This is a genomic window from Aliiruegeria sabulilitoris, assembly GCF_001558155.1.
Taxonomy (GTDB): Bacteria; Pseudomonadota; Alphaproteobacteria; order Rhodobacterales; family Rhodobacteraceae; genus Tropicimonas; species Tropicimonas sabulilitoris.
Genome location: NZ_LOAS01000003.1, coordinates 252,104 through 274,709 on the forward strand (window position 1 = coordinate 252,104; position 22,606 = coordinate 274,709).

Genomic DNA, 22,606 nt, shown 5'->3' on the forward strand with positions numbered 1-22,606 from the left:
GCTTCGCCCCCGCGCCCTTGCGCGCGCTCACCATGGAAATTCGAGGAAAGAGTAGCTGGATCTTTTCCGGACATCATCTGTTTGGAAATATCCCCGCCGGAGGCACGATCTCCAGGATCGTACCCGCGCGCGAAGCGCGCGCCCTCGAACGGCAACCACACCCTTGTCAGGCGATCTTCCGTCCAAACGATTTCACGATTTCCGGCACAACGATCAGGGGCAGGGCAAGTGTCAGGATTATCCCCCAGTGCTGGAGGCCCAAGGGAACGGTGTGCAACATCGCCTGCAGAGGCGCCCAATAGACCGCGGCCAATTGTGCCAGGACCATTGCGGAAAAGGCGAGCCATAGCATTGGGTTCGAACCCCAGCCGAGCTTCCAGCATGGGTCGCGCAGGCTGCGGAAGGCAAAGACGCTTGCTTTCTCAAAGATGACCATACCGGTAAAGGCGGCGGTGCGGGCCAGCTCGGGGCCGAAATCCAACAACGTATAAAAGATCCAGAGGCTGCTCCCCCCGGTATAGAGACCGAAGGCAAGAATGATGGGAAGCGCTGACAGGCCAAGCAGCCGTTTGTGGGGATCGCGCGGCGGCATCTCCATCTGGCCAGGTTCCGATTTCTCTACCCCAAGCGCGACCGCGGTCACGCCATCCGTCACCAGGTTCATCCACAGGATCTGTGTCGGCAGGAAAATGAGGGGCCCGCCGATGGCGAGGTTGGCCATCAGCGCGACGACCTCGCCGGTATTCGACGAGAGCAGGTAGCGGACGAATTTCCGGATATTCTCGAATTGCCGGCGCCCTTCGCGGACGGCGCGGACGATGCTGGCGTAATTGTCGTCGAGCAGCACGAGGTCGGAGGCATCCTTGGCAACCTCGGTGCCGCGGATGCCCATGGACAGGCCGATATCGGCCTTCTTGAGGGCAGGGGCGTCGTTCACCCCGTCGCCGGTCATGGCCACGACTGCGCCATCGGCCTGAAGGGCCGCGACGATGCGCAGCTTGTCGGCGGGGCGTACGCGGGCAAAGGCGACGGGTCCCGCCAGCGCGCTGCGAAGCGCCGTTTCGTCCATGCCTTCGAGGTCGTCACTGGTCAGAACCCTGTCGGCGGGGATACCGAGTTGGCCCGCGATGCTCTGTGCCGTTGCCGGGTGGTCACCGGTTATCATCAGCGTGCGAATGCCGGCCCGCGCGGCAAGCGCCACGGCATCGCGTACCTCTGCGCGCGGCGGATCTTCCATGCCGACCAGTCCGAGGAAGATGAGCCCGGACTCCTCGATTGGCTCGGTCGCATCGGGCCAGTAGGCCAGCGCGATCAGGCGCAGGCCGTCGCGGGCCATCTTGTCCGCCAATTTCGCGATCTCTTTTCGTTCGTCCTGCCCCATGGGCTTGGGACCGTCGGGCAGCAGGAGGCGGTCGCAGATCGACAGGATCTGTTCCGGCGCCCCCTTGCAGTGCAGTTCCAGCCCGTCCGTCATACGCTCCAGCACGCTCATGCGCTTGCGCTCGCTGCTGAAAGGCAACTCGGCGGCGACGCTGGACGGATCGACAGCTTCGGCCCAGGCCTTGGCCGCCATTGTCACAAGCGCGCCCTCGGTTGGCTCACCGATCATCTCCCAGCCATCCTCGCCGGGCAGCAGTCGCGCGTGCGAGCAGATCAGCGCGGTATGGCAGAGACGGGCCAGGATCGAGTCGGTCTCGGCGCGGATCTTGTCGCCATCCCGTGCGATATGGCCTGCGGGATCATAGCCGTTCCCGGTCACTTCATAGGCGGCGCCAAGCATGCGAATGCTGCGCACCGTCATCTTGTTCTCGGTGAGCGTCCCGGTCTTGTCGGTGCAGATGACGCTCGCCGCCCCGAGCGTCTCGACCGCCTGCAGGTTGCGGACCAGCGCCTTTTGCCGGGCCATTGCGCCCGCTCCGAGCGCCAGCGTTACCGTGACAACGGCCGGCAGCCCCTCGGGCACCATCGCCACGGCGAGCGACAGCCCGAGCATGAATACCTCGATGAGCGGGCGGGCCGTCAGGTAGGCCGCGAGCATGACCATGGCCGCCACGGCAATCGCCATCAGCCCGAGTTGGCGGGCCAGCCCGTGCAACTCGCGCTGCAATTGCGTCTGCACATCGCGCACATTCGAGGCCAGCATGGCGATGCGCCCGAAGCGCGTCTGCTGGCCGATAGCGGTGACCGTCGCCTCTCCGTGCCCACCCAGCACGGTTGTCCCGGAGGCAACCTCTTCCCCAGCGCTGCGGGAAACCGGAACCGACTCGCCGGTCAGCACGCTTTCATCCAGCATGAGCCCGGCTTCTTGAAACAGGTCGCCATCGGCGGGCACCCGGTCGCCTTCGGCCAGCACGATCAGGTCCCCCGGCAGAAGCTCGCGCGCCGGGATCGACTGCCGCATGCCGTCGCGCAGGACCACCGCAGTGGGAGACAGCATCTTCCGCAGCGACTGCATCGTGGTTTCCGCCCGCCATTCCTGCACGAAACCGAGGATCGCGTTCAGCAGCACGACCGCGATGATGGCGATGAAGTCGGCCAGTTCCCCGACCAGCAGCGATATGGCGGCGGCCCCGATCAGGAGCAGGACCAGAAGATCGGTGAACTGGCGCGCGAACATCACCAGCGGAGAGGGCGGGGGCGTCTCCGGCAGTTCGTTCCAGCCATGCTTGCGGCGAAGCGCGGCGATGTCTCGTTCGCTGAGGCCGTGAGGCATATGTGCCCCTCTTCGCTCTGATGAACGAAACCAGCCTAGCGGATGCGCATTATCCCGCGTTGACCGGGATCAAACCCGGCGGGATGCGCGCTGTTTCATACCGGATTGCGGAGCGCGACCGTCGGCCGGTCAGGCCAAGCTGGCCGCCTTGGCGGTGATGCGGCGATGCCCGGCCTCGCCATGCCAGAAACCGTTCGACAAGGGAGCCTGCATGTTCAGCGCGTCGAACCGGGCCTGGGCAGCTTCCATGTCGGTCTTGCCATCGAGGATCGCCTCGAAGATGCGGGCGACTTCGACCATGTCGGTCTCCTGCGGCATCAGGCGCAGATCGGTGACGCCCATGGCGGCCATTGCGGGGGCTTCCGCAAACAGGTTCACATAGGAATGCGACAGAGTCTGGATGCCGTTCACGCGCAGGAAAGCCTGCCCGTCGCGCGTGTTCAGCTCCATTCCGTCAAGATGCTCCTCGCAGACGAACTGGCAGTTATCCTTGGTGCGCCCATAGGCGCGGGCGTGGTAGCAGCGCGCGGAGGTCGCCAGACAGGCGCGGCCGAAGACCTGCACCTCCAGCCCGATCCCCAGCTCTGCGGCTTTCGCGGCCATCACCTTGACCGAGCTGCCCGGCAGCTCCGTGGGCACCGTCACATGGGTTGCGCCCTTGGTGGCCATCCAGGCCATGGTCTCTTCGCTGTAGACGTTCATGTAGGGGCCGACGCGGTGCGTCTGGCCGGGAGCGAGGTGGAAGAGGCCGGCGGCATTGTTGACCTCGATCTCCATCTCGTCAGCTTCGGCCATATCGCGGCAAGATTTCCGCTCCCGCTTGAGCATGACCTCGGCCAGCCCGGAATGGACGACACGCTTGCCGCCCCGCTGCAGCCGTTCTGCCATTTCCTCGATATGCTGATCGAAGAAGGGCTGGCGCTTGGAGCAGACATTCTCGCCGAGATAGACGGTATCCACCGGGGCTTCGTCGGCGATGCGGGCGTAGAAATCGCGCTTGCGGTCTTCGTCCCAGAAGTACTGGATCGGGCCGAGGGTCAGTCTGGGTTTCATGCGTTCACCGCCATTTCTTGGTCTTGTAGGCGCCTTCGGTCTGTTTCTGCCCCTCGGTCAGGGCGACCAGATCGGCCAGTTGGGGCTCGCGCCCGGCGCGGATATCGTCCACCGCCGCGCGGAAGGCGGAGACCACCTTGCGCACATAGGCGCGGGAGCGCTGGCGGCCCTCGATCTTGAAGGCGGTCACGCCGGCCTCCATCAGGTCGGGCAGCAGCTTGGAGAGGTTGAGCGAGATCGGTTCCTCGAAGGCGTAGTAGCCGTCGGGCTGCACCTCGTTGCAGTAACGCCCCTTGCAGATCGTCGGGTAGCCCGCGTTCTCCTGCGGCCCGAAGCGGTCGATCGTGTAGCCGCCCAGCCGGGTCGACATGTTCTCGTCCGCGTCTTTGACGTATTCGACGAGGTGGGCAGGCGAGCAGACGCCGTCCATGTTAGTCGAAAGCCCCGTGGCGTAGTTGGTGAGCGAGCAGCGCCCCTCGACCATCAGCCCGTGGTTGCCGAAGATGAAGGTCTCGATCTCGGCCGAGATCTCGCTCTTGATGTCGTGGATCTCGGGGATGGTCAGGATGCGCGGCAGCACGACCCGCTTCACGCCGAACTCGCGCACATAGTAGTTGATCGCGTCCGGGCTAGCGGCGGCGGCCTGAACCGACAGGTGGATCCGGCGCTCGGGGTGCTTTTCGGAGATGTAACGGGCCACGGCCATGTCGGCAACGATGAAGGCGTCCACGTCCAGTTCGTTGCCGAGGTCGGCGGCCTCGCGCCAGAGGTCGAACTTGCCCGCGGGCGGGTAGGAGTTCAGCGCCAGAAGCACGTTGGCGCCGCGCTCATGGGCGTAGTCCACCGCGCCGGCCAATTCCTTGGGGGTGAAGTTCAGCCCCGGGAAATTGCGCGCGTTGGTGGCGTTCTGGAACCCGCAATAGATGGAATCGGCGCCAGCATCGACCGCGGTGCGCAGCGAGGCCGGCGTGCCGGCGGGACAGACGAGTTCGCCGACGATGTCACCAGTTATCATGGGAATTTTCCTGAGTTTCGGCCCTTTCGGCCATCGCATTGAGCCGGTCGAGCGCGATGCGGCCCGGGGCTCCGAACATCTCCGCCACATCCTCGGCGATCGAGCCCTCGACATCGTCGAGCGCGTTGCGCAAGGTGACGACGGCCTCGGTGTCGCCCGAGATCACGAGGTCGCGGGAGAAGAAGATCGCGTCGCCATCCACCTCGGCGTCGAGCAGCCCGAGCAGGGTTCGGAAATCGCCCGCGATATGCGCCTCGTGTCTTGGCAGGCGGTCCTTGCGGACGGCACGCAGGATGAGCGAGGGCGGGAAGGGGCGCAGGTGCAGTGCCAGCGGCAGGTCCGTCAGCTCGATGACGAAATTGGTGCGCTGGTGCTTGCCCAGGCGTTCGAACAGCTCGGGATGCTTTTCGGCCACGCGGCGCACGATCCGGTAGAGGATCGGTTGCAGGGGCAGAAGCGGCACGGGCAGCTCCGCAAGTGGCGGCAGGCGGCGGGCAATCGGATCGGGGAGCGCGTTGGTCATGGGTCGCACTTCTAATCGTGGGAGCCGGGCGGCCTCATTGACCGAAGTCAAGATCTGCCGTCCAGCATGTGCATGGCATGCCTTGGCTCTACGCCTGTCGCGGTGTTGGAACAACCGGCAAGCCGGGACTGCAACCCAGCTTGAACCGTGGTGCAGGGCTTGGGGGCACCGCCCGGCGCGCATTGTCGAGCGTTCCCCCCGGTGTTTTGTTTTCAGGAAGACGGTCCGGGCGTTCGGGGATCAGGCGTTCAGGCGGCTTTTTCGGCTTCGGCCATGGCCTCGGCGGTTGCCTGGAAGGAGAGCAGTATCGAAGCGTGGCGATTTGTGAATTCGCGCGCCGGCAGCAGCACTTCAAGGTCATCGAAGGGGGCGTCCGGCACGGGGCCGTTTTCCCGCAACATGGCCGAGAGCTGGTCGCGGGCATGTTCGATCTCGTCGCGGGTCCGGCCGATCACATTGGCGCCGAGCACGGCAGCGGCGGCCTGGCCAAGGGCGCAGGCTTTCACATCCTGCGCGAAGTCGACAATGCGGCCGTTTTCGGTGCGCAGGTCGACGGTCACGGTCGAGCCGCAAAGCGGCGAGCGCTTGCGCATGGTGCCGCATGGCTTGTCCAGCCGGCCCAGATGCGGGATGTCGGCGGCAAGCGCCAGGATGCGCCCGGAATAGAGCTTGACGAGGTCGAGATCGCTGGCCATGTGCGTGTCCTGAAACCGGCAGGGAAACCTCTATTTAACCCTGCAGTAGCGAATTGCAAAGGAAAGACGATGGGATTTGATCCGAAGAGCCTGCGCTTTGACGCACAGGGGCTGATCCCGGCCATCGCCCAGGATGGCGAAACCGGCGAGGTGCTGATGATGGCCTGGATGAATGCCGAGGCCGTTTCGCGGACGCTGGAGACGGGCAGGGTGACCTACTGGTCCCGCTCGCGGCAGTCTTTCTGGGTCAAGGGCGAGACGTCGGGACATACGCAGAAGCTGATCGAGATGCGGCTGGATTGCGACCGCGACTGCCTGCTTGTGTTGATCGAACAAGAGGGTCCGGCCTGTCACACCAACCGGCGCAGTTGCTTTTTTACCGCGCTGCGCGATGGCGAGGAGGTCATCCTGAGCGAACCGATGCCGTGACCCGCCGGCAGTGGAGGCACGGGTTTGGTTTGGCGGGCGGTCGCAACTGGCGCTTGCAGTACCCGTCGCGGCCATGGCAATTGGTCGGTACGGATATCGCTCATGACATTACCGCCTTCTTCTCTCTGGCCCAAGATCCTGTTGGCAGCCGCGATCGGAATCCTGTCGGGGCTTCTTGCCCGGCGGATCGGAATGCCCTTGCCCTGGATGCTCGGCCCCATGATCGGCTGCGGCCTGGCGGCGCTGGCCGGCGCGCCGGTGCGCGGACCGGGGGAATTGCGCGTTGTCGTCATTCCCGTCATCGGGGTGATGCTCGGCTCCAGTTTCCATCCCGGCATGTTCAGCCAGGTCGGATCCTGGATGGGAACCTTGCTGCTGTTGCCGGTCTTTTTGCTCGCGGCAATCGGCGTCAGCTATGCCTTCTATCGCCGGGTCGGTGGGTACAGCCCGGTCGACGCCTTTTTCTGTGCGGCGCCGGGCGGGTTGAACGAGATGATCATCCTCGGCGGGCAGGCCGGGGGCGACGAAGCTCGTATCGCCCTCGCCCACGCGTTGCGGGTCTTCCTCACCATTTCGACAATCGCGCTCGTCTTTGCCCTGCTGCTCGATATCCGCGCCGTGCGCGGGCCGGGAAGCTGGGTGGCGCTTGGCGATCTGTCGCTTCTGGATGCAGCTATCCTGATTGGCTGCGGATTGATCGGGGTGGTCGCAGGGAGGCTCATGCGCCTGCCAGCGCCCCAGCTTTTCGGACCGATGATCGTCTCCGCCGCCGCGCATATGCTCGAGCTTGTGACGATCGCTCCGCCGTCGATCTTCGTCGTGGCCGCCCAGATCACCATCGGCACGATCCTGGGCGGCCGTTTTGCCGGTGTCACACCGGCCACGATGGGGCGGGACATGCTGCTCGGGCTCGGTGCGACGCTCTTGCTTCTGTGCGTCACGACCGGGTTTGCAGCACTTCTCGGCCCGCTGACCGGCACGACCCTGCCGCAGGGCGTGCTGGCCTATTCGCCCGGCGGGTTGACCGAGATGTCGCTGCTCTCGCTCGCGATGGGACAGGACGTGGCCTATGTCTCGACGATGCACGTTGCCCGCATCGTGATCATCCTCTTCACCATGCCGCTGCTGTTTCGCGTGATTGGGGAACGCCTGATATTGGCCTCAAAGCCCGATAAATAGCCCGCGACGGGATCACATTATTGCAATATTACCCCCTGTTTCCGAAATATTCTGTCTATCGGGGAGGTTTTCCTGTTTTTCGTTAACTTTTTCTGCTTTCATTGCTGAACCAACGACCTGCGACGAAGGACGCCAACAAAGAGTATCGAACAATGAGTGATTTCCAGAGCCCCCCGCCGAAACCGCAGCCCGAGCGCCTGCCCGAGATGCGCACAAACCGCGATCCGGCACATGAGCAACCAAAGCCCACGCCGGAACTGGGGCGCAAACCGCGTTTCAAATTCAAAGATTTCGCCAGCATCTGATTTCCGGGCACTTGCCCTGGCAGGCAGGACGATTACCCTGCCGCGCATGCCGACCCCTGTATCGTCTATCCGCAACCTCGGCCCCGCGATGGAAGAGGCCTGTTCCCGTGCCGGTATCGGCTCGGCCGAAGAACTGCGCGCGCTCGGCACGGACGAAACCTATCGCCGCCTGCTGGAGGTGGGCACGCGGCCGCATTTCATCGGCTATTACGTGATCGAGATGGGCCTTCAGGGGCGCCCGTGGAACGACTGCAAGAGCAAGGAGAAGGACGCGCTCCGCCGCCGCTTCGACGCCATCGTCGCCAGCAGTCGAGAGAGCGGTCTGCCGGAGATGGAACGGGTTCTCGACCAGATCGGTACCGGGTTGAGGCGCTGAGCTTTTCCTGAACAACAAATAGCGCAGGCGCGCATGAAAGCCGGATCAAAATTCAGCCTCACCCGGCGACGGGAACCCGGTATGCCCGTGCCCGCGACATTGAAGCGGCGCTATTTCTTCCCCAGTACCACCCACGACTTCAAGGCCAGACTTGGCGTCGCGCTGGCGTAGTTTGGTTTCCACGGGCGATCGGTGCGCTCGCAGCCGAGGCTCGACGCCTTCAGCTCTGCTTCGCTGCTGTATCTCGGGAAATAGTCCAGCGCCGATACGGCCGTAATACCCCGGACATTGATCGACATCGACCCGAGCGCGTCCTCGAACGCATAGCCGGGCAAGGCCTTGCCAAGGGGCACATAGGCTCCGCAGATCGCAAGATTGCCACCGAGATTGCCGATGACAAAATGCAGGACAATTCCGGGGGCACCCTTCTCGCCCTTTATCGGGACAGTGAAGGAGGCTCTCTCGGCCTTCTCGTGATACGCAACGCGCGCATCCAGAGCCGAGCAACCGGACCCCAGGACAAGCGCTGTGATGATCGTGCAGGAGAACAGGAGCAACGGTTTCATGACACCCTCCCAGACAGCCCCAATTGTAATGCGATCCTGCAACCTGCGCTATGATGCACGTCAACCCGCCCTCCCGACCCGCTGTGACTGGGACAGGAGGCTCGGAAACCGCCCCGGGGCCACATCCGACCTCTCGGGGCAACAGCCCCACCGCATCCCTCGTGTCGGTACGCATCCGAAAGGACATATCGCCCCTCTGGACCCTCCCGCATGATTGCGCTAAGGCCGCGATCAAGATGTTGATATGGTCGATCATCATTCGAATTACCGGCCCGGCGCTCTGAGAGACGAGCCGCCGGGACAAGGCGTATGGGCCCCCCGCGCCGACCGAACCTTCGAACATGACGAATACCCAGAGGACGCGAGCCATGTGCGCCGACACGCCTGAAACCAACGCCCCCGACTACAAGTCCACCCTCAACCTGCCGCAGACCGATTTCCCGATGCGCGCGGGCCTGCCCAAGCGCGAGCCCGGCTGGCTGGACCGCTGGGCCGAGATCGGCATCTATGAAAAGCTGCGCGAGAAGGCCGCCGCGACCCCGCGCACGCCCTTCACGCTGCATGACGGCCCTCCCTATGCCAATGGCAATCTCCATATCGGCCACGCGCTCAACAAGATCCTCAAGGACATGGTTGTCCGCTCCCAGCAGATGATGGGCAAGGACGCCCGCTACATCCCCGGCTGGGACTGCCACGGCCTGCCGATCGAGTGGAAGATCGAAGAGCAGTACCGCCAGAAGGGCAAGAACAAGGACGAGGTGCCGGTTGTCGAGCTGCGCCGCGAATGCCGCGCCTTTGCCTCGGAATGGGTCGATATCCAGCGCGAGGAATTCAAGCGCCTCGGCGTGACTGGCAACTGGGACGATCCCTACCTGACCATGAATTACCACGCCGAGGCGGTGATCGCCGGCGAGTTCATGAAGTTCCTGATGAACGGCACGCTCTACCAGGGCTCGAAGCCCGTCATGTGGTCCGTGGTCGAGAAGACCGCGCTGGCCGAGGCGGAGGTGGAATATCACGACCACCAGAGCCACACGATCTGGGTGAAGTTCCCGGTCATCCGTGCGCTCGACGCCAATGGCGCGCGCCAGTCGCAGCGCGGGGTGAATGTCGTCATCTGGACCACCACGCCCTGGACGATCCCGTCCAACCGTGCTGTGGCCTTCAACCCCGAGCTGTCCTACGGCCTCTACAAGGTCACCGAGGCCTCGGAGGAGAACTGGGCCAAGGTGGGCGACGAATACCTGCTGGCCGACAATCTGGCGGAAGAGGTGATGAAAGCCGCCCGTGTCGATGCCTATGAGCGCACCGAGGATATCACCGCCAAGCAACTCGACCTGATGGTCTGCGCGCATCCGTTCCGCGGCATCGAGGGCGGCGAAGGCGCGTGGGATTACGACGTGCCGATGCTGCCCGGGGACCACGTCACCGACGAGGCCGGCACGGGCTTTGTCCATACCGCGCCCAGCCACGGTGCCGACGACTTCATCCTTGGCGTCAAGCATGGGCTGAAGATGACCCATAACGTGCTGGAAGACGGCACGTTCCGCCCTGATCTGCCGCTTTTCGGCGGCGCGGTGATCTTTGATCACAAGGGCAAGGAAAAGGACGCCAACAAGCGGGTGATCGACGCCATGGCCGGTGTCGGCGCGCTGATCGCGCGTGGCCGGATCAAGCACTCTTACCCGCATTCCTGGCGCTCCAAGGCACCGCTGATCTTCCGCAACACGCCGCAATGGTTCGCCTCCATCGACCGCGAGGTGGGCGACGGGCAGGACGCACTCGGCAAGACGATCCGCCAACGCGCGCTCAACGCCATCGATACGGTGAAATGGACGCCCGAGACGGGGCGTAACCGCCTCTACTCGATGATCGAGAACCGCCCGGACTGGGTGCTCTCGCGCCAGCGTGCCTGGGGCGTGCCGCTGACCTGCTTCGTCAAGAAGGGCGCGCTGCCCGACGATGCGGATTTCCTGCTGCGCGACCCGGCGGTGAATGCCCGCATCGTCGAGGCTTTCGAGGCCGATGGCGCCGATGTCTGGTACATGGAAGGCGCCAAGGAGCGTTTCCTCGGCAATGAATACAACCCGGATGAGTACGAGCAGATCTTCGACGTGCTCGACGTTTGGTTCGATTCCGGCTCCACCCACGCCTTCGTGCTGCGGGACCGCGCGGACGGCTCCGAGGACGGCATTGCCGACCTTTACCTGGAAGGCACGGACCAGCATCGCGGTTGGTTCCACTCCTCGCTCCTGCAAAGCTGCGGCACCAATGGTCGCGCCCCCTATCGCGGCGTGCTGACTCACGGCTTCACGCTGGACGAGAAGGGCAACAAGATGTCCAAGTCGCTCGGCAACACCGTCGCGCCCGAGCAGGTCATCAAGCAATACGGCGCCGATATCCTGCGGCTCTGGGTGGCGCAGTCGGATTATACCGCCGACCTGCGGATCGGTCCGGAGATCTTGAAAAACGTCGCCGACAGCTACCGCCGCTTGCGCAACACGATGCGCTTCCTGCTCGGCTCGCTCGGCGATTTCGACGAGATCGAGCCGGTCAAGCCGGAGGATATGCCGCCGCTGGAACGCTGGGTGCTGCACCGTCTGTACGAATTGGACCAAGAGGTTCGCAAGGGCTACGATGCCTATGATTTCCAAGGCGTTTTCCAGAAGGTCTTCAACTTCGCCACGGTGGACCTGTCGGCCTTCTATTTCGACATCCGCAAGGACTCGCTCTATTGCGATGCCGATGACAGCCAGTTCCGCCACGCGGCGCTGACCGTGCTGGATATCCTCTTCCAACGTCTGACCACATGGCTTGCGCCGGTGCTGGTCTTCACCATGGAAGAGGTGTGGCTGGAGCGGTACCCGGGCGAGACCAGCTCGGTGCATCTGGAGGACATTCCCGAGACGCCGGCCGATTGGCACAAGCCCGAACTGGCCGAGCTGGTCGAGCGGGTGCGCAATGTGCGCCGGGTTGTCACCGCCGCGCTGGAGGTGCAGCGCCGGGAGAAGGTGATCGGCTCCAGTCTGGAGGCGGCGCCGGAGGTTTTCGTCGAGGATGCCATGCTGGTGACGCTGTTGCGCACGGTGAATTTCGCCGATGTCTGCATCGCTTCCCAATTGACCCTGACCGAAGGCGTTGCCCCGCAGGGCGCTTTCACGCTGGACGAGGTGCCGGGCGTCGGCGTCGTATTTGCCCGCGCCGAGGGCGAGAAATGCCAGCGCTGCTGGAAGATCCTGCCCGATGTCGGCACCCATGCGCATGAAGGCACCTGCAAGCGCTGTTCGGACGCCCTGGGCTGATAGCTGCGAACTGCGGGCGTCGCGTCAAAACGGCGCCCGCAGGTTTCATGGCTCGCGAGGCTTTGAAACCGGCTGAGGCGGAATTTGCATTTGTGCAATTGGCAGTCTCGCCTGATACTCCCATCTGAGAGGGTCTCGAACTGGGAGGAGAATTCCATGAAAATGAAAGCTGCTCTGCTTGCCCTTGCGGTGAGCCTGCCTTTTGCCGGCACCGCCTGTGCCCAGACGGTTGCCGATGTGCATTTCCTGAGAGGCGATTTCGGCGCGATGGTGAGCGGCACGATCACCGGTGACGCCTATTTCGATTATCGCCTCGGCGCGTCCGGGGGGCAGGAGCTTTTTGCCGAGCTCATGATGAGCGACACCAACGGAAATGGCACAATCTATTTCAACATCCTGCCGCCCGGCAGCGATGGGGTGGCGATCTATAACGGATCGATCGATGGCAATGTGGCGCGCGTCACCTTGCCCGACGACGGGGAATACACGATCCGGGTCTATCTGATGGGCAATGACCGCGATACGGGCAAGACGGTGGGGTATAATCTCGATCTGTCGATTCAATAGAGGCGACCGAGGTTAGGCAATATTGGTGTCCGGCGGTGGAGGGGCATTGCCCGCGCGCACTCTGGCCCGGAAAAGGTTCATCCGGGTTGGGGCAGCTTGTCGGTGTCGAAGGGCTTGTGCTGAACCAGGAGCCACAGCACGGCGCAAAGGCTCCTCACCGTGATTATCAGCTGCCAGTAATCAGCACGCCGAAAACCACCAGGCTGATGGTTTGCACGCGGATATGGCGGGAGTGGCGGAGATTGAGCGTCACCCTGCCTTCATTCAAGCTGAACTCCGCGTTGTAGCAAGCTGACTGCTTTTCAGTAGCCGCTCTGGGCTTTCCCCAAGGTCAGAACAGAATTTGCGCCAGCGAAACACAAGGCTCGGGGAATGGTCGGAATGCGCAGATTGCCGGCCACTGTCATGGAGCAAGGTTTGCAGGTCTTGACCCGAAGTCTCCAATTCCGCTCGCAACCTGTTCCAAACATTGGCGTTCCAGTGTTTGGATCGCGTCGCTGAAAGCGATGTTCAGCCCGTGGCCCGCGATCGGGAACGGAATCGGACGTAGTTGGTAGACAAGAGCGAAGGGAGATCATCTTGATACGTGTGAAAGAGTCCGAGAATGCTCACGGTTTTTCAACCTGCTATCTCGTTCCGACACCACCCATAACGTATTGAAAAAATGTAATTCGCGTAGGCCCGGCAGGACTTGAACCCGCAACCAAAGCGTTATGAGCGCTCTGCTCTAACCAATTGAGCTACAGGCCCGCGCAGCGGCATGGGTAGGGCCTGTCGCTGGAAGGGTCAAGGGGAAGCCGTACTCGGGGCAAAAAAGCAGTTTCAGTGGGCTTGCGGCGCATTATAGGGCGCTTGCCGCACGTGGACCTTGCGGCGTGCTTGGTCTATTCGGGCGGCAGACGAATCTGGGGATCGACATGGCGGAACAAAAAAACGGGCTGACCTATGCCCAGGCGGGCGTGGATATCGATGCGGGCAACGCGCTGGTCGAGCGAATCAAGCCGGCGGCGAAATCGACTGACCGGGCAGGCGTCATGGCCGGTCTCGGCGGTTTCGGCGGGTTGTTCGATTTGAAGGCCGCCGGGTATGACGACCCGGTTCTGGTCGCGGCGACCGATGGTGTCGGCACCAAGCTCAAGATCGCCATCGATACCGGTTACGTATCGGGGGTGGGCATCGATCTCGTTGCGATGTGCGTCAACGATCTCGTCTGCCAGGGCGCCGAGCCGCTTTTCTTCCTTGATTACTTCGCCTGCGGGGCGCTCGACGTGGAGCGTGCCGCGCAGGTGGTCGAAGGTATCGCCGATGGCTGCCGGCAATCGGGCTCCGCGCTGATCGGCGGCGAGACGGCAGAGATGCCGGGCATGTATGCATCTGAAGATTTCGACCTCGCCGGTTTCTCGGTCGGAGCGATGGAACGCGGCGCGGCGCTTCCGGCGGGCGTGGCCGAGGATGACGTGCTGCTTGGGCTGGCCTCGGCAGGTGTGCATTCCAACGGCTACTCGCTGGTGCGCAAGATCGTGGAAGTTCAGGGGCTTGCCTGGGACGACGCGGCGCCCTTTGCCGATATGCCGCTGGGCGAAGCGCTGCTGGCCCCAACGCGGATCTATGTGAAACAGGCGCTGGCCGCGATCCGCTCGGGCGGCGTACACGGGCTGGCACATATCACCGGCGGCGGGCTGACCGAGAACCTGCCGCGCGTTCTGCCCGAGGGGCTGGGCTGCGCGGTGGACCTGTCGTCCTGGACGCTGCCGCCTGTGTTCCAGTGGCTGGCGCAAGCGGGCGGGCTGGAAATGTCCGAGCTGCTCAAGACCTTCAATTCCGGCATCGGCATGGTGCTCTTCGTCGATCCCGACCGCGCCGAGGCGCTCACCGCACTGCTGGAAGAGCAGGGCGAGCGCGTCAGCCGGATCGGTTCGGTCATCGCGGGCGCGGGCGTCACCTACAGCGGAGAGCTGAAGTGAAACGCGTCGCCATCCTGATCTCGGGGGGCGGCTCCAACATGGTTTCGCTCCTCGACAGCATGGAAGAAGCCGGCCACCCGGCGCAGCCCTGCCTTGTCGCATCCAATGACCCTGCTGCCGGCGGGCTCGCCAAGGCGGCCGCGCGCGGGGTGCCGACAGCGGCGCTCGATCACCGGCCTTTCGGCAAGGATCGCGCGGCTTTCGAGGCGGAATTGCAGAAGATCATCGCGGCGCATGGCGCTGACATGATCTGCCTTGCCGGTTTCATGCGGGTTCTTACGGCCGGTTTCGTGACGCCATGGGCCGGGCGTATGTTGAATATTCATCCGTCCTTGCTGCCGAAATACCGCGGGCTGCACACGCACAAGCGGGCGCTGGAGGCCGGCGATGCCGAGCATGGCTGCACGGTGCACGAGGTGACGCCGGAGCTGGATGACGGCCCGATTCTCGGCCAGGCGCGGGTGCCGGTGGAGCCGGGCGACACGCCCGAGACGCTCGCCGAGCGGGTTCTGGCGATGGAACACAAGCTCTACCCGGCCGTTCTGCGTCGATACGCGGCGGGCGACAGGACCCTGGTGACACTTCCGTGACACTTCCAAACCGCGGCCAATGTCGGTAAAACAGCCGGAACGGGCAGAGAAGCCGATCCGGCAAACCAAATAAGAGTCGCCTTGCATGCGTATTTTGACCACGACCGACGAGCTTGCCACTTTCTGTGAGCAAGCCAAGGACGGTCCCTATGTTACCCTCGACACCGAGTTTCTCCGCGAGCGCACCTATTACAGCAAGCTCTGTCTGATCCAGATGGCGCTTCCTGGCATGGATGGCGAGGCGGTGCTGATTGATCCGATCCAAGGCGGCGACGCGCTCTCGATGGAGCCCCTCTACGATCTGTTCCGGAACACGAACGTGGTCAAGGTGTTCCACGCCGCGCGTCAGGACCTTGAGATCTTCTTTCACGAGGGCAATGTCTTCCCGGAGCCGCTCTTCGATACGCAGGTCGCGGCCATGGTTTGTGGTTTCGGCGAGCAGGTCGGCTATGAAACGCTGGTGCGCAAGATTGTACGCGGGTCGGTCGACAAATCCTCGCGCTTCACCGACTGGTCGCGCCGCCCCTTGTCGGAGGCGCAGCAAAACTATGCCCTGGCCGATGTGACGCATCTTCGCGGCATCTACGAGTTTCTTGCGGCGCAACTTGAAAAGAACGGCAGAACCCATTGGTTGGGTGAGGAACTATCGGTTTTGACTGATCCGGCAACCTATTGCGTTGTGCCGCAGGATGCCTGGAAACGGGTCAAGACGCGGACGAACTCCGGCAAGTTTCTCTCCATTGTCCGCGAGTTGGCGCGTTTCCGGGAGATCTATGCGCAAGAGCGGAACATACCGCGGAATCGGGTCTTCAAAGACGACGCGCTGCTGGAACTGGCCTCGACCAAGCCGAGCAATGTGCAGGAGCTCGGAAAATCCCGGATGCTGCTGCGCGATGCCCGCAAGGGCGCGATTTCCGACGGCATTCTCGCTGCGATCGCGACCGGTCTGGCCACCGAACCCGAGGATTATCCGAAGCCCGACACCAGCCGGGACAAGCTGCAGGTCAATCCGGCGCTGGCCGACCTGTTGCGGGTGTTGTTGAAGGCGAAGTCGGAATCTTCCTCGGTCGCGCAGAAGTTGATCGCCACCTCGTCCGATCTGGACATGATCGCGTCCGGCCGGCGCGACGTGGCCGCGCTCAAAGGGTGGCGAGAAGAGGTCTTTGGCGCCGATGCGCTGCGGCTTTGCGAGGGAAAGATCGCGCTGGCCGCCGATGGGGCGAATGTTCGCGTGATCGAGCTCTGAGGCACCACCTGCGGCCTCGAAACCCATGTTTCAAGGCGGCGACAGGTGAGGCCATTTCGAAGCGAATTGGCCTAGCGGTTCGAACTGCGCTGGTTGTTCTGGCCGATGACCCGGATCGTGCGCACGCCGCCAAGCGTCTGATCGCTCAGGAACGTCCCTGCGGAAACCTCGCGGGACGCCGTGTTGACGACGTTGCGCTGCTGGCGCGGCGGCGAGATGACGAACTCAAGCTGGATCACACCATCCTTGGCGGCGACATCGCCGGTCTCCGTCCGGTAGGTCGAGAGCAGGTCGGCCGCCCAGTAGCCCTGCGTTGGCGGCAGCCCGACGGCGGTAACGATGGCCCCGCCCGGTGCCTTGTCGATCTTCATGGAGGTCACCTGGCTCACCAGATTGCGCGGGTCCACCTCGGTCGGGTAGCCCTTGCGCGGCTCAAGCGTCCCGGACTGGCTTCCGCTGAACCATCCCCAGTTCGTGGGGTTGTAGCGGGACTGGCACCCGGTCAGGACAAGCACGGCAACCAGGCCGGCAACAATCTGCACTTTCATTTCACGTCCTCGTCGGCCCGCATTCCTGCCCAACGGCTTAGCGAAATCATGCGCGATTGAAAACCCTGCCTGAACGCCTTGCCGTACTGGACGCCGCGACGCAGCGGCCTTAGGTAGTATTCCCAGAAAAGGAGCATTTGATGGCACAGGACGCATTCGAGGACATTGTCGAGACCTTCGAGTTCCTGGATGACTGGGAAGAGCGCTACAGGCATGTGATCGACCTTGGCAAGGCGATGCCGCCGCTGGAGGAATCGCTGCGCGTGCCGGCCACCAAGGTCGATGGCTGCGCCAGCCAGGTCTGGCTGGTGCCGGAGATCGAGGGGCAGGGCGCCGATGCCGTCTTTTCCTTTCGTGGCGACAGCGACGCGATGATCGTGCGCGGGCTGATCGCGATCCTGCTGGCGCTCTATTCGGGCCTCACTGCGCGCGAAGCACTCGCAGTGGATGCACCGGCCGAACTGGCCCGGCTCGGGCTGAACGAACATCTTTCCTCCCAGCGTTCCAATGGTTTGCGCGCCATGGTTCAACGTATCCGCGACCTGTCGGAGCGGAGCGTGGTTGCGTGAGTGACGCCGGGCCGCTGGTTCGCGCCGCGCATCCCGGGGAAGTGGACGAGATCAGCCGGCTGATCATCACCACCCTCTTTCGGTCCAATGCCGCCGATTACCCCCAGAACGTCCTGCAACGCATCGCCGAGGTGAATGCCCCGGCGCGCATCCTGGCGAATATGGCAATTCGGGACACGCTCGTCGCCGTGGCGCCAGACGGGACGATGATCGGCACGGCCGGCCTGGAGGCCAATTGGATCAAGAGCTTCTTCGTCCATCCCGACTGGCAGGGTAAGGGCGTGGGTCGGGCCCTGTTCGCGCATAGTCTCGGGATCTTGCGTGGGCGGGCGGTGCGGACCGTGCGCCTGCAATCCTCGCTGACAGCCTTGGGGTTCTATGAAGCTGCCGGGTTCAGAGCCTTGCGCGAGATCGTCGACGGGGAGGACCGGAAAATCCTCATGGAACTCGATCTGGTCTGATCTACGTCCCGGTCGCCCCGGCTGCTGCCGCGAGTGCGGTGGCAAGATCCCCGTAGCCCGTCTTGCGCCGCTCATAGGCCAGCCCCAGCCGCGTCGCACATTCCTCGGCTTTCACATCCAGCGCCGGATCGTCCACCTGCGCCTGGTAGACCAGCCGCCGATAATGGGCGAAATAGCTGTGGATCAACTCGGGATGGCGGTCCAGCCCCAACGGCCGCCAGACAAAGGCATCGAACTGCCGCACGAGGAAATCGGTGAGATAGAAGCTATCGATCTCATCCGCCGCCCGCTCGGCGAAGCGGGTATTGCCCTCGTAAAAGCTGTAGCAATGCGGCCCGGCGATCATCTCCACGCCGTGGCGCTTACAGACTTCTTCCAGAAGCCCACCGGTACCGCAATCGGCATAAGCGACGAAGATCGCCTCGTAACGCGCTGATTTTTCTTTGATCATCGCCTCGACAGCCGGCGCGATCCGGTCCGGATGGTTGTGCAGGATTGCCGGCAGGCAGGCTAGGTCCATATGCGTCCAGCCATTCGCAGCCTTGAGCGCCAGGATCTCGCGGGCAATCGCCCCGCAGCCGATCACCAGCAGACGCGCCGCGCCGCCCGCATCGAGCGACAGGCCCTCTTCCGTCAGGTCTCGGTCGGAGAGTGTCATTTGTCCTCGTTTTCTGGCCCCGGCCAGTGCCGCGCCTGAAGCAGTTTCAACCCGATCAGCACCGCGAAAACGAGCCCGACCCAGGGCCCGATGCTGTTCCAGAAGATTGCTCCCACACCGATGGTCACGGCGGCGAGCATCACGACGGCAACGAGAAGAATTATAAAAGTTTTCGGGGGCATGGCACTCTCCTTGCCTCCGAAATAGGTATTGTCAGGCCCGATGTCAGCCCGCGGCCATCTGGTTATGTTTGCGCGCGATGAAATCCTTGGCCGTTTCCACCGCAACGGCGGCATCGCGGCAATAGGCGTCTGCGCCGATGGCCCGACCGAATTCCTCGTTCAGCGGCGCGCCTCCCACGAGCACGATATAGTCATCTCGCTTGCCCTTCTCGTTCAGTGTGTCGATCACGACCTTCATGTAGGGCATGGTGGTCGTCAGCAATGCGGACATGCCGAGAATATCGGCATCTTCGGCTTCCAGCGCCTCCAGGTAGGCATCGACGGAATTGTTGATGCCCAGATCGACTACCTCGAACCCGGCGCCCTCCATCATCATGGAGACAAGGTTCTTGCCGATGTCGTGGATGTCGCCCTTCACCGTGCCGATCACCATCTTGCCCATGCGCGGTGCGCCGGTCTCGGCCAGAAGCGGTTTCAGGATCGCCATCCCGCCCTTCATCGCGTTGGCCGCAAGCAGCACTTCGGGCACGAAGAGGATGCCATCGCGGAAATCGTTGCCGACAATGGTCATGCCGGAAACCAGCGCCTCGGTCAGCACCTGGTAGGGCTGCCAGCCGCGTTCCAGCAGGATGTTGACGCCCTCCTCGATCTCTTCCCTGAGACCGTCATAGAGGTCGTCATGCATCTGCTGCACCAATTCCTCGTTGTCGAGTTCGGAAAGGATGATGTCGTCTTCTTCGTCGGACATGTCAGGACTCCTGGCAGAGCGGCGCCGCGGCGCCGGGGCTTTCGTTCACGTTTCCATGCAAGCCCATGTGCAGACGCGACGAATTGCGACATGCGCCGCGCCGCCACCGACCTTGGGAACGCTTCCTTGCGCGAGAGGCTTGCAGAATGTTCTCGTTGTGTTCTATCATTTGGCCATGTCGCAGCCGGACCTGACCCATCCTCGCCCCGAGCTTAGGCGCGGACGTGCCGCCTTGTCCAACCGTCCGGGACGATTCGAGGCGCATGATCGCGAGGCGTTCGCGGATGGTTGGGCGGAGGAGGACGTGCCTTCTCCGCTGCGCACCGAGGTGCAGCGCGAAGCGCCACGCCGGATCATCACGCGCAACCAGTCGCCTGATATCGGTTTCGATCGCTCGGTGAACCCCTATCGGGGCTGCGAGCATGGCTGCATCTACTGTTTTGCCCGCCCGACGCATGCGTTTCTTGGCCTGTCGCCGGGGCTCGATTTCGAAACCCGTCTCACCGTGAAACCGACCGCGCCGGATCTTCTGCGGAAAGAGATCTCGAAACCTGGCTACAAGGTCGCACCGATCGCCTTCGGCACCAATACCGATGTCTACCAGCCGATAGAGCGCGAAGAACGGATCGCACGCGGCTGTTTCGAGGTCCTGCAGGCCTTCGGCCACCCGCTCACGATCACCACCAAGGGCACGCTGATCGAACGTGATATCGACATCCTGGGCGAGATGGGGCGCGCAGGTCTCCTCCGCGCGGCCATCTCCCTCACCACGCTCGACGCATCGCTGGCCCGTTCCATGGAGCCGCGCGTTCCGTCTCCCGCGCGCCGACTCAAGGTTATAGAAACGCTCGTCCAAGCTGGTATCCCGACCACGGTCTCGCTCGCACCGGTCATTCCGGGGCTCACCGACCACGAGATCGAGCCGATCCTGCAATCCGCCGCCGATGCCGGCGCCAGCGCGGCCATGATGATCCTTCTGCGCCTGCCGCAGGAGGTCTCGGGGCTGTTCCGCGAATGGCTCGAACAGGCCCGCCCGTTGCGCGCCGCGCGCGTGCTGAACCGCATCCGCGAAACCCATGGCGGCATGGACTACGATTCCAGCTGGCAAACCCGCATGACGGGGCAGGGAACCTATGCCGAGTTTCTCCACCAACGCTTTCGCCTCTCCGTCAAACGCTTGCAATTGAACATTCGCCCGCCGCCTTTGCGCACGGACCTCTTTCGCGTGCCGCCCGCCAAGGGCGACCAGCTCAGTCTGTTCTAAGCCCCTTGGGGCGTCTTTCTGAAAGAAATACTCTCGCCGAAGGCACGATCCTCAGGATCGTGTCAGCCCCGACGCCGCCGCCGCGTGCGCGGCTCGGGGACACCTTCGCCGGTGCCGTCGCTGGCCGAGGAGAACCCGCCAAGCGTCTCGGTGATCTGCTCCAGCGTCGGGCGCGGCCCGGCCGGCGTATTCTCCAGCGCCGCCCGCATCGCCTTCAGGTGCTCCGTCGTCGTACCGCAACATCCGCCAATGATCTTCGCGCCGGAATCCCGCGCCATCACCGCGTATTTTGCCATCAGCTCCGGCGTGCCGTCGTAGTGGATATGGCCATCCTCGTATTTCGGGATGCCCGCATTGCCCTTGGCAATCACCGGGATCTCGGGCCCCTGCGCGGTAAAGCCGAGCACTGTGCGCAGCAGGTCAGAGGAGCCCACGCCGCAATTCGCGCCAAAGGCCAGCGGCTTGTGCGCGAGCTTGTTCACCATCGTGACCATGTCGGCGGAGGTAAGGCCCATCATCGTGCGCCCCGCGGTGTCAAAGCTCATCGTGCCGGCCCAGGGCATGCCCGCAAGCCGCGCGGCCTCTGCGGCGGCCTTGTATTCCTCCGGCGCCGAGATCGTCTCGACCCAGAGCACATCCGCGCCGCCCTCTTTCAGCCCTTCGGCTTGCTCGTGGAACATCTCCACGGCCAGCTCATGGGTGAGCGGTCCCATCGGTGCCATGATCTCTCCGGTCGGGCCGACGGAACCTGCCACCACAACGGGCCGCCCGGCCTTGTCGGCCACCTCGCGGCCAAGCTCGGCACCCAGCCGGTTCAATTCGCGCACGCGACCCTGCGCATCATGCAGCTTCAGCCGCGAGGCATTGCCACCGAAAGTGTTGGTCAGGAAAATATCCGACCCCGCATCGACCGGCCCTTGATAGAGCGCCCGGATCCGGTCCGGGTGATCGGCATTCCACAGCTCCGGCGCATCGCCCGATTGCAGCCCCATGTTGAACAGCGTCGTGCCCGTGGCACCGTCGGCCATCAGCCAGTCGCGTGTCGAAAGCAGTTTGGAGAGGGCGTCGGTCATGCTGTCTGTTCCACAGGTAAAAAAAGGGGCCGGGCGTTTTTGGCTGGATGTGCGCTCATCTCACGAACGGCTGCCGGACGCAAATTGATTGCAGTCATGATCTTCATGAGGCGCATGCAAAACGCGCCCCGAAATGGGGCGCGTTCGGAGGGCAGACCTGCCTTGCCGCATCGGGAAGAGGCTCAGAGCATCGAGCGGATTTCACCCTTGGCCGCGCGTTCGCGCGCTTCGATGAGGAACTCGCTCATGAGTTGGCGCACGCGCTCCTCGGACCTTTCGCCCTTCAGATCCGCCATCAGCTTGGCCACGACGGCCTTTTCGCCGCCCGATTCCAAGTCGATGCGGATGATGTCCTTGGCATAGCGCACGGCCTCTTCGGCCGTCATCCCCAACAGTGCCGCCGCCCAGAAGGCGATATGCTTGTTGCGCGACGCCTGGGCCAGAAATTCCATTTCGGCGTCGTGAACGAATTTCGCTTCATACGCAGCTTCGCGATCGTCAAAGGTGGTCATCGATACGGTCTCCCCCCGCTAATCTGTTGTGATTCCAATCTATGTAGTCGCGGGGGGCTTGCCTAGTG

The 22,606-nt window shown here is 63.4% G+C and carries 23 protein-coding genes and 1 tRNA gene; 11 read left to right on the forward strand and 13 right to left on the reverse strand.

Annotation, left to right across the window (positions count from 1 at the left end; all coding sequences use genetic code 11):
* Positions 1-166: 166 nt before the first annotated feature.
* From AX756_RS05605 to AX756_RS05625, 5 genes are all read right to left on the reverse strand, one after another.
* The gene (locus AX756_RS05605; protein ID WP_068309467.1) at positions 167-2,713 is read right to left on the reverse strand and encodes a cation-translocating P-type ATPase; all 2,547 of its coding nucleotides are present in this window, start codon (positions 2,711-2,713) and stop codon (positions 167-169) included.
* Positions 2,714-2,842: 129 nt separating this feature from the next.
* Entirely contained in the window at positions 2,843-3,766 is a 924-nt protein-coding gene (ubiV, locus tag AX756_RS05610; RefSeq protein WP_068309468.1) for a ubiquinone anaerobic biosynthesis protein UbiV, read from the reverse strand.
* A gap of 4 nt (positions 3,767-3,770) precedes the next feature.
* A complete protein-coding gene (gene ubiU / locus AX756_RS05615) occupies positions 3,771-4,781 on the reverse strand; it encodes a ubiquinone anaerobic biosynthesis protein UbiU (RefSeq protein ID WP_068309469.1) in 1,011 nt (336 codons plus the stop codon).
* Positions 4,768-5,304: a ubiquinone anaerobic biosynthesis accessory factor UbiT gene (gene ubiT / locus AX756_RS05620; RefSeq protein WP_082738951.1), complete on the reverse strand. Its 537-nt coding sequence runs from the start codon at positions 5,302-5,304 to the stop codon at positions 4,768-4,770. The genes ubiU and ubiT overlap by 14 nt, the downstream gene beginning before the upstream one ends.
* 248 nt (positions 5,305-5,552) lie before the next feature.
* Complete coding sequence (locus AX756_RS05625) at positions 5,553-5,999, reverse strand: iron-sulfur cluster assembly scaffold protein (protein WP_068309470.1); 447 nt, start codon at positions 5,997-5,999, stop codon at positions 5,553-5,555.
* 69 nt (positions 6,000-6,068) lie between these two features.
* Here AX756_RS05625 and hisI point away from each other — a divergent pair, with 69 nt between their 5' ends.
* The 3 genes from hisI (at position 6,069) to AX756_RS05640 (ending at position 8,288) form a co-directional block, all read left to right on the forward strand.
* A complete protein-coding gene (gene hisI / locus AX756_RS05630) occupies positions 6,069-6,428 on the forward strand; it encodes a phosphoribosyl-AMP cyclohydrolase (protein WP_068309471.1) in 360 nt (119 codons plus the stop codon).
* Between the two features lie 102 nt (positions 6,429-6,530).
* On the forward strand, positions 6,531-7,607 hold the full coding sequence (locus tag AX756_RS05635; protein ID WP_068309472.1) for an AbrB family transcriptional regulator: 1,077 nt from the start codon (positions 6,531-6,533) through the stop codon (positions 7,605-7,607).
* Positions 7,608-7,958: 351 nt separating this feature from the next.
* The gene (locus AX756_RS05640; RefSeq protein WP_068309473.1) at positions 7,959-8,288 is read left to right on the forward strand and encodes a TfoX/Sxy family DNA transformation protein; all 330 of its coding nucleotides are present in this window, start codon (positions 7,959-7,961) and stop codon (positions 8,286-8,288) included.
* A 110-nt stretch (positions 8,289-8,398) separates the two neighbouring features.
* Here the strand turns inward: AX756_RS05640 and AX756_RS05645 are convergent, their stop codons facing one another.
* Positions 8,399-8,854 carry a hypothetical protein gene (locus tag AX756_RS05645; RefSeq protein WP_068309474.1) on the reverse strand — a complete coding sequence of 152 codons (456 nt, stop codon included), beginning with the start codon at positions 8,852-8,854 and terminating at the stop codon, positions 8,399-8,401.
* A gap of 368 nt (positions 8,855-9,222) precedes the next feature.
* Between AX756_RS05645 and ileS the strand changes: the two genes are divergently transcribed.
* Both ileS and AX756_RS05655 read left to right on the forward strand, forming a co-directional pair.
* A complete protein-coding gene (ileS, locus tag AX756_RS05650) occupies positions 9,223-12,156 on the forward strand; it encodes an isoleucine--tRNA ligase (RefSeq protein WP_068309475.1) in 2,934 nt (977 codons plus the stop codon).
* Positions 12,157-12,312: 156 nt separating this feature from the next.
* On the forward strand, positions 12,313-12,723 hold the full coding sequence (locus AX756_RS05655) for a hypothetical protein (RefSeq protein WP_231700986.1): 411 nt from the start codon (positions 12,313-12,315) through the stop codon (positions 12,721-12,723).
* A 676-nt stretch (positions 12,724-13,399) separates the two neighbouring features.
* On the opposite strand, the gene AX756_RS05660 is transcribed toward AX756_RS05655, so the two are convergent.
* Positions 13,400-13,473 (reverse strand) — tRNA-Ile (locus AX756_RS05660).
* Positions 13,474-13,640: 167 nt separating this feature from the next.
* Between AX756_RS05660 and purM the strand changes: the two genes are divergently transcribed.
* The 3 genes from purM (at position 13,641) to rnd (ending at position 16,523) form a co-directional block, all read left to right on the forward strand.
* Positions 13,641-14,687 (forward strand): phosphoribosylformylglycinamidine cyclo-ligase, encoded by a 1,047-nt coding sequence (gene purM, locus AX756_RS05665; RefSeq protein WP_068309476.1) that lies wholly within the window; start codon positions 13,641-13,643, stop codon positions 14,685-14,687.
* Positions 14,684-15,277, forward strand: a complete 594-nt coding sequence (gene purN / locus AX756_RS05670) for a phosphoribosylglycinamide formyltransferase (protein WP_082738952.1) — start codon at positions 14,684-14,686, stop codon at positions 15,275-15,277. The genes purM and purN overlap by 4 nt, the downstream gene beginning before the upstream one ends.
* 85 nt (positions 15,278-15,362) lie before the next feature.
* Positions 15,363-16,523: a ribonuclease D gene (gene rnd, locus AX756_RS05675; protein ID WP_068309477.1), complete on the forward strand. Its 1,161-nt coding sequence runs from the start codon at positions 15,363-15,365 to the stop codon at positions 16,521-16,523.
* A gap of 71 nt (positions 16,524-16,594) precedes the next feature.
* On the opposite strand, the gene AX756_RS05680 is transcribed toward rnd, so the two are convergent.
* On the reverse strand, positions 16,595-17,071 hold the full coding sequence (locus tag AX756_RS05680) for a hypothetical protein (RefSeq protein ID WP_068309478.1): 477 nt from the start codon (positions 17,069-17,071) through the stop codon (positions 16,595-16,597).
* A gap of 140 nt (positions 17,072-17,211) precedes the next feature.
* Between AX756_RS05680 and AX756_RS05685 the strand changes: the two genes are divergently transcribed.
* Positions 17,212-17,640 (forward strand): SufE family protein, encoded by a 429-nt coding sequence (locus AX756_RS05685; protein ID WP_068309479.1) that lies wholly within the window; start codon positions 17,212-17,214, stop codon positions 17,638-17,640.
* Positions 17,637-18,101 carry a GNAT family N-acetyltransferase gene (locus AX756_RS05690; RefSeq protein ID WP_082738953.1) on the forward strand — a complete coding sequence of 155 codons (465 nt, stop codon included), beginning with the start codon at positions 17,637-17,639 and terminating at the stop codon, positions 18,099-18,101. The genes AX756_RS05685 and AX756_RS05690 overlap by 4 nt, the downstream gene beginning before the upstream one ends.
* Position 18,102: 1 nt before the next feature.
* Here the strand turns inward: AX756_RS05690 and AX756_RS05695 are convergent, their stop codons facing one another.
* Genes AX756_RS05695 through AX756_RS05705 form a run of 3 tightly spaced genes read right to left on the reverse strand, consistent with a single transcriptional unit; the run spans position 18,103 to position 19,689 of the window.
* The gene (locus AX756_RS05695) at positions 18,103-18,759 is read right to left on the reverse strand and encodes a DUF1638 domain-containing protein (protein WP_068309480.1); all 657 of its coding nucleotides are present in this window, start codon (positions 18,757-18,759) and stop codon (positions 18,103-18,105) included.
* Positions 18,756-18,941 carry a hypothetical protein gene (locus AX756_RS05700; protein WP_068309481.1) on the reverse strand — a complete coding sequence of 62 codons (186 nt, stop codon included), beginning with the start codon at positions 18,939-18,941 and terminating at the stop codon, positions 18,756-18,758. The genes AX756_RS05695 and AX756_RS05700 overlap by 4 nt, the downstream gene beginning before the upstream one ends.
* Positions 18,942-18,984: 43 nt before the next feature.
* Entirely contained in the window at positions 18,985-19,689 is a 705-nt protein-coding gene (locus AX756_RS05705; RefSeq protein WP_068309482.1) for a corrinoid protein, read from the reverse strand.
* A gap of 175 nt (positions 19,690-19,864) precedes the next feature.
* On the opposite strand from AX756_RS05705, the gene AX756_RS05710 reads away from it, so the two are divergent.
* Positions 19,865-20,953 (forward strand): PA0069 family radical SAM protein, encoded by a 1,089-nt coding sequence (locus tag AX756_RS05710; RefSeq protein ID WP_068309575.1) that lies wholly within the window; start codon positions 19,865-19,867, stop codon positions 20,951-20,953.
* A gap of 62 nt (positions 20,954-21,015) precedes the next feature.
* On the opposite strand, the gene bmt is transcribed toward AX756_RS05710, so the two are convergent.
* Positions 21,016-22,026: a betaine--homocysteine S-methyltransferase gene (gene bmt / locus AX756_RS05715; protein ID WP_068309483.1), complete on the reverse strand. Its 1,011-nt coding sequence runs from the start codon at positions 22,024-22,026 to the stop codon at positions 21,016-21,018.
* Positions 22,027-22,208: 182 nt separating this feature from the next.
* Positions 22,209-22,538, reverse strand: a complete 330-nt coding sequence (locus tag AX756_RS05720; protein ID WP_068309484.1) for a DUF1476 domain-containing protein — start codon at positions 22,536-22,538, stop codon at positions 22,209-22,211.
* Positions 22,539-22,606: the final 68 nt, after the last annotated feature.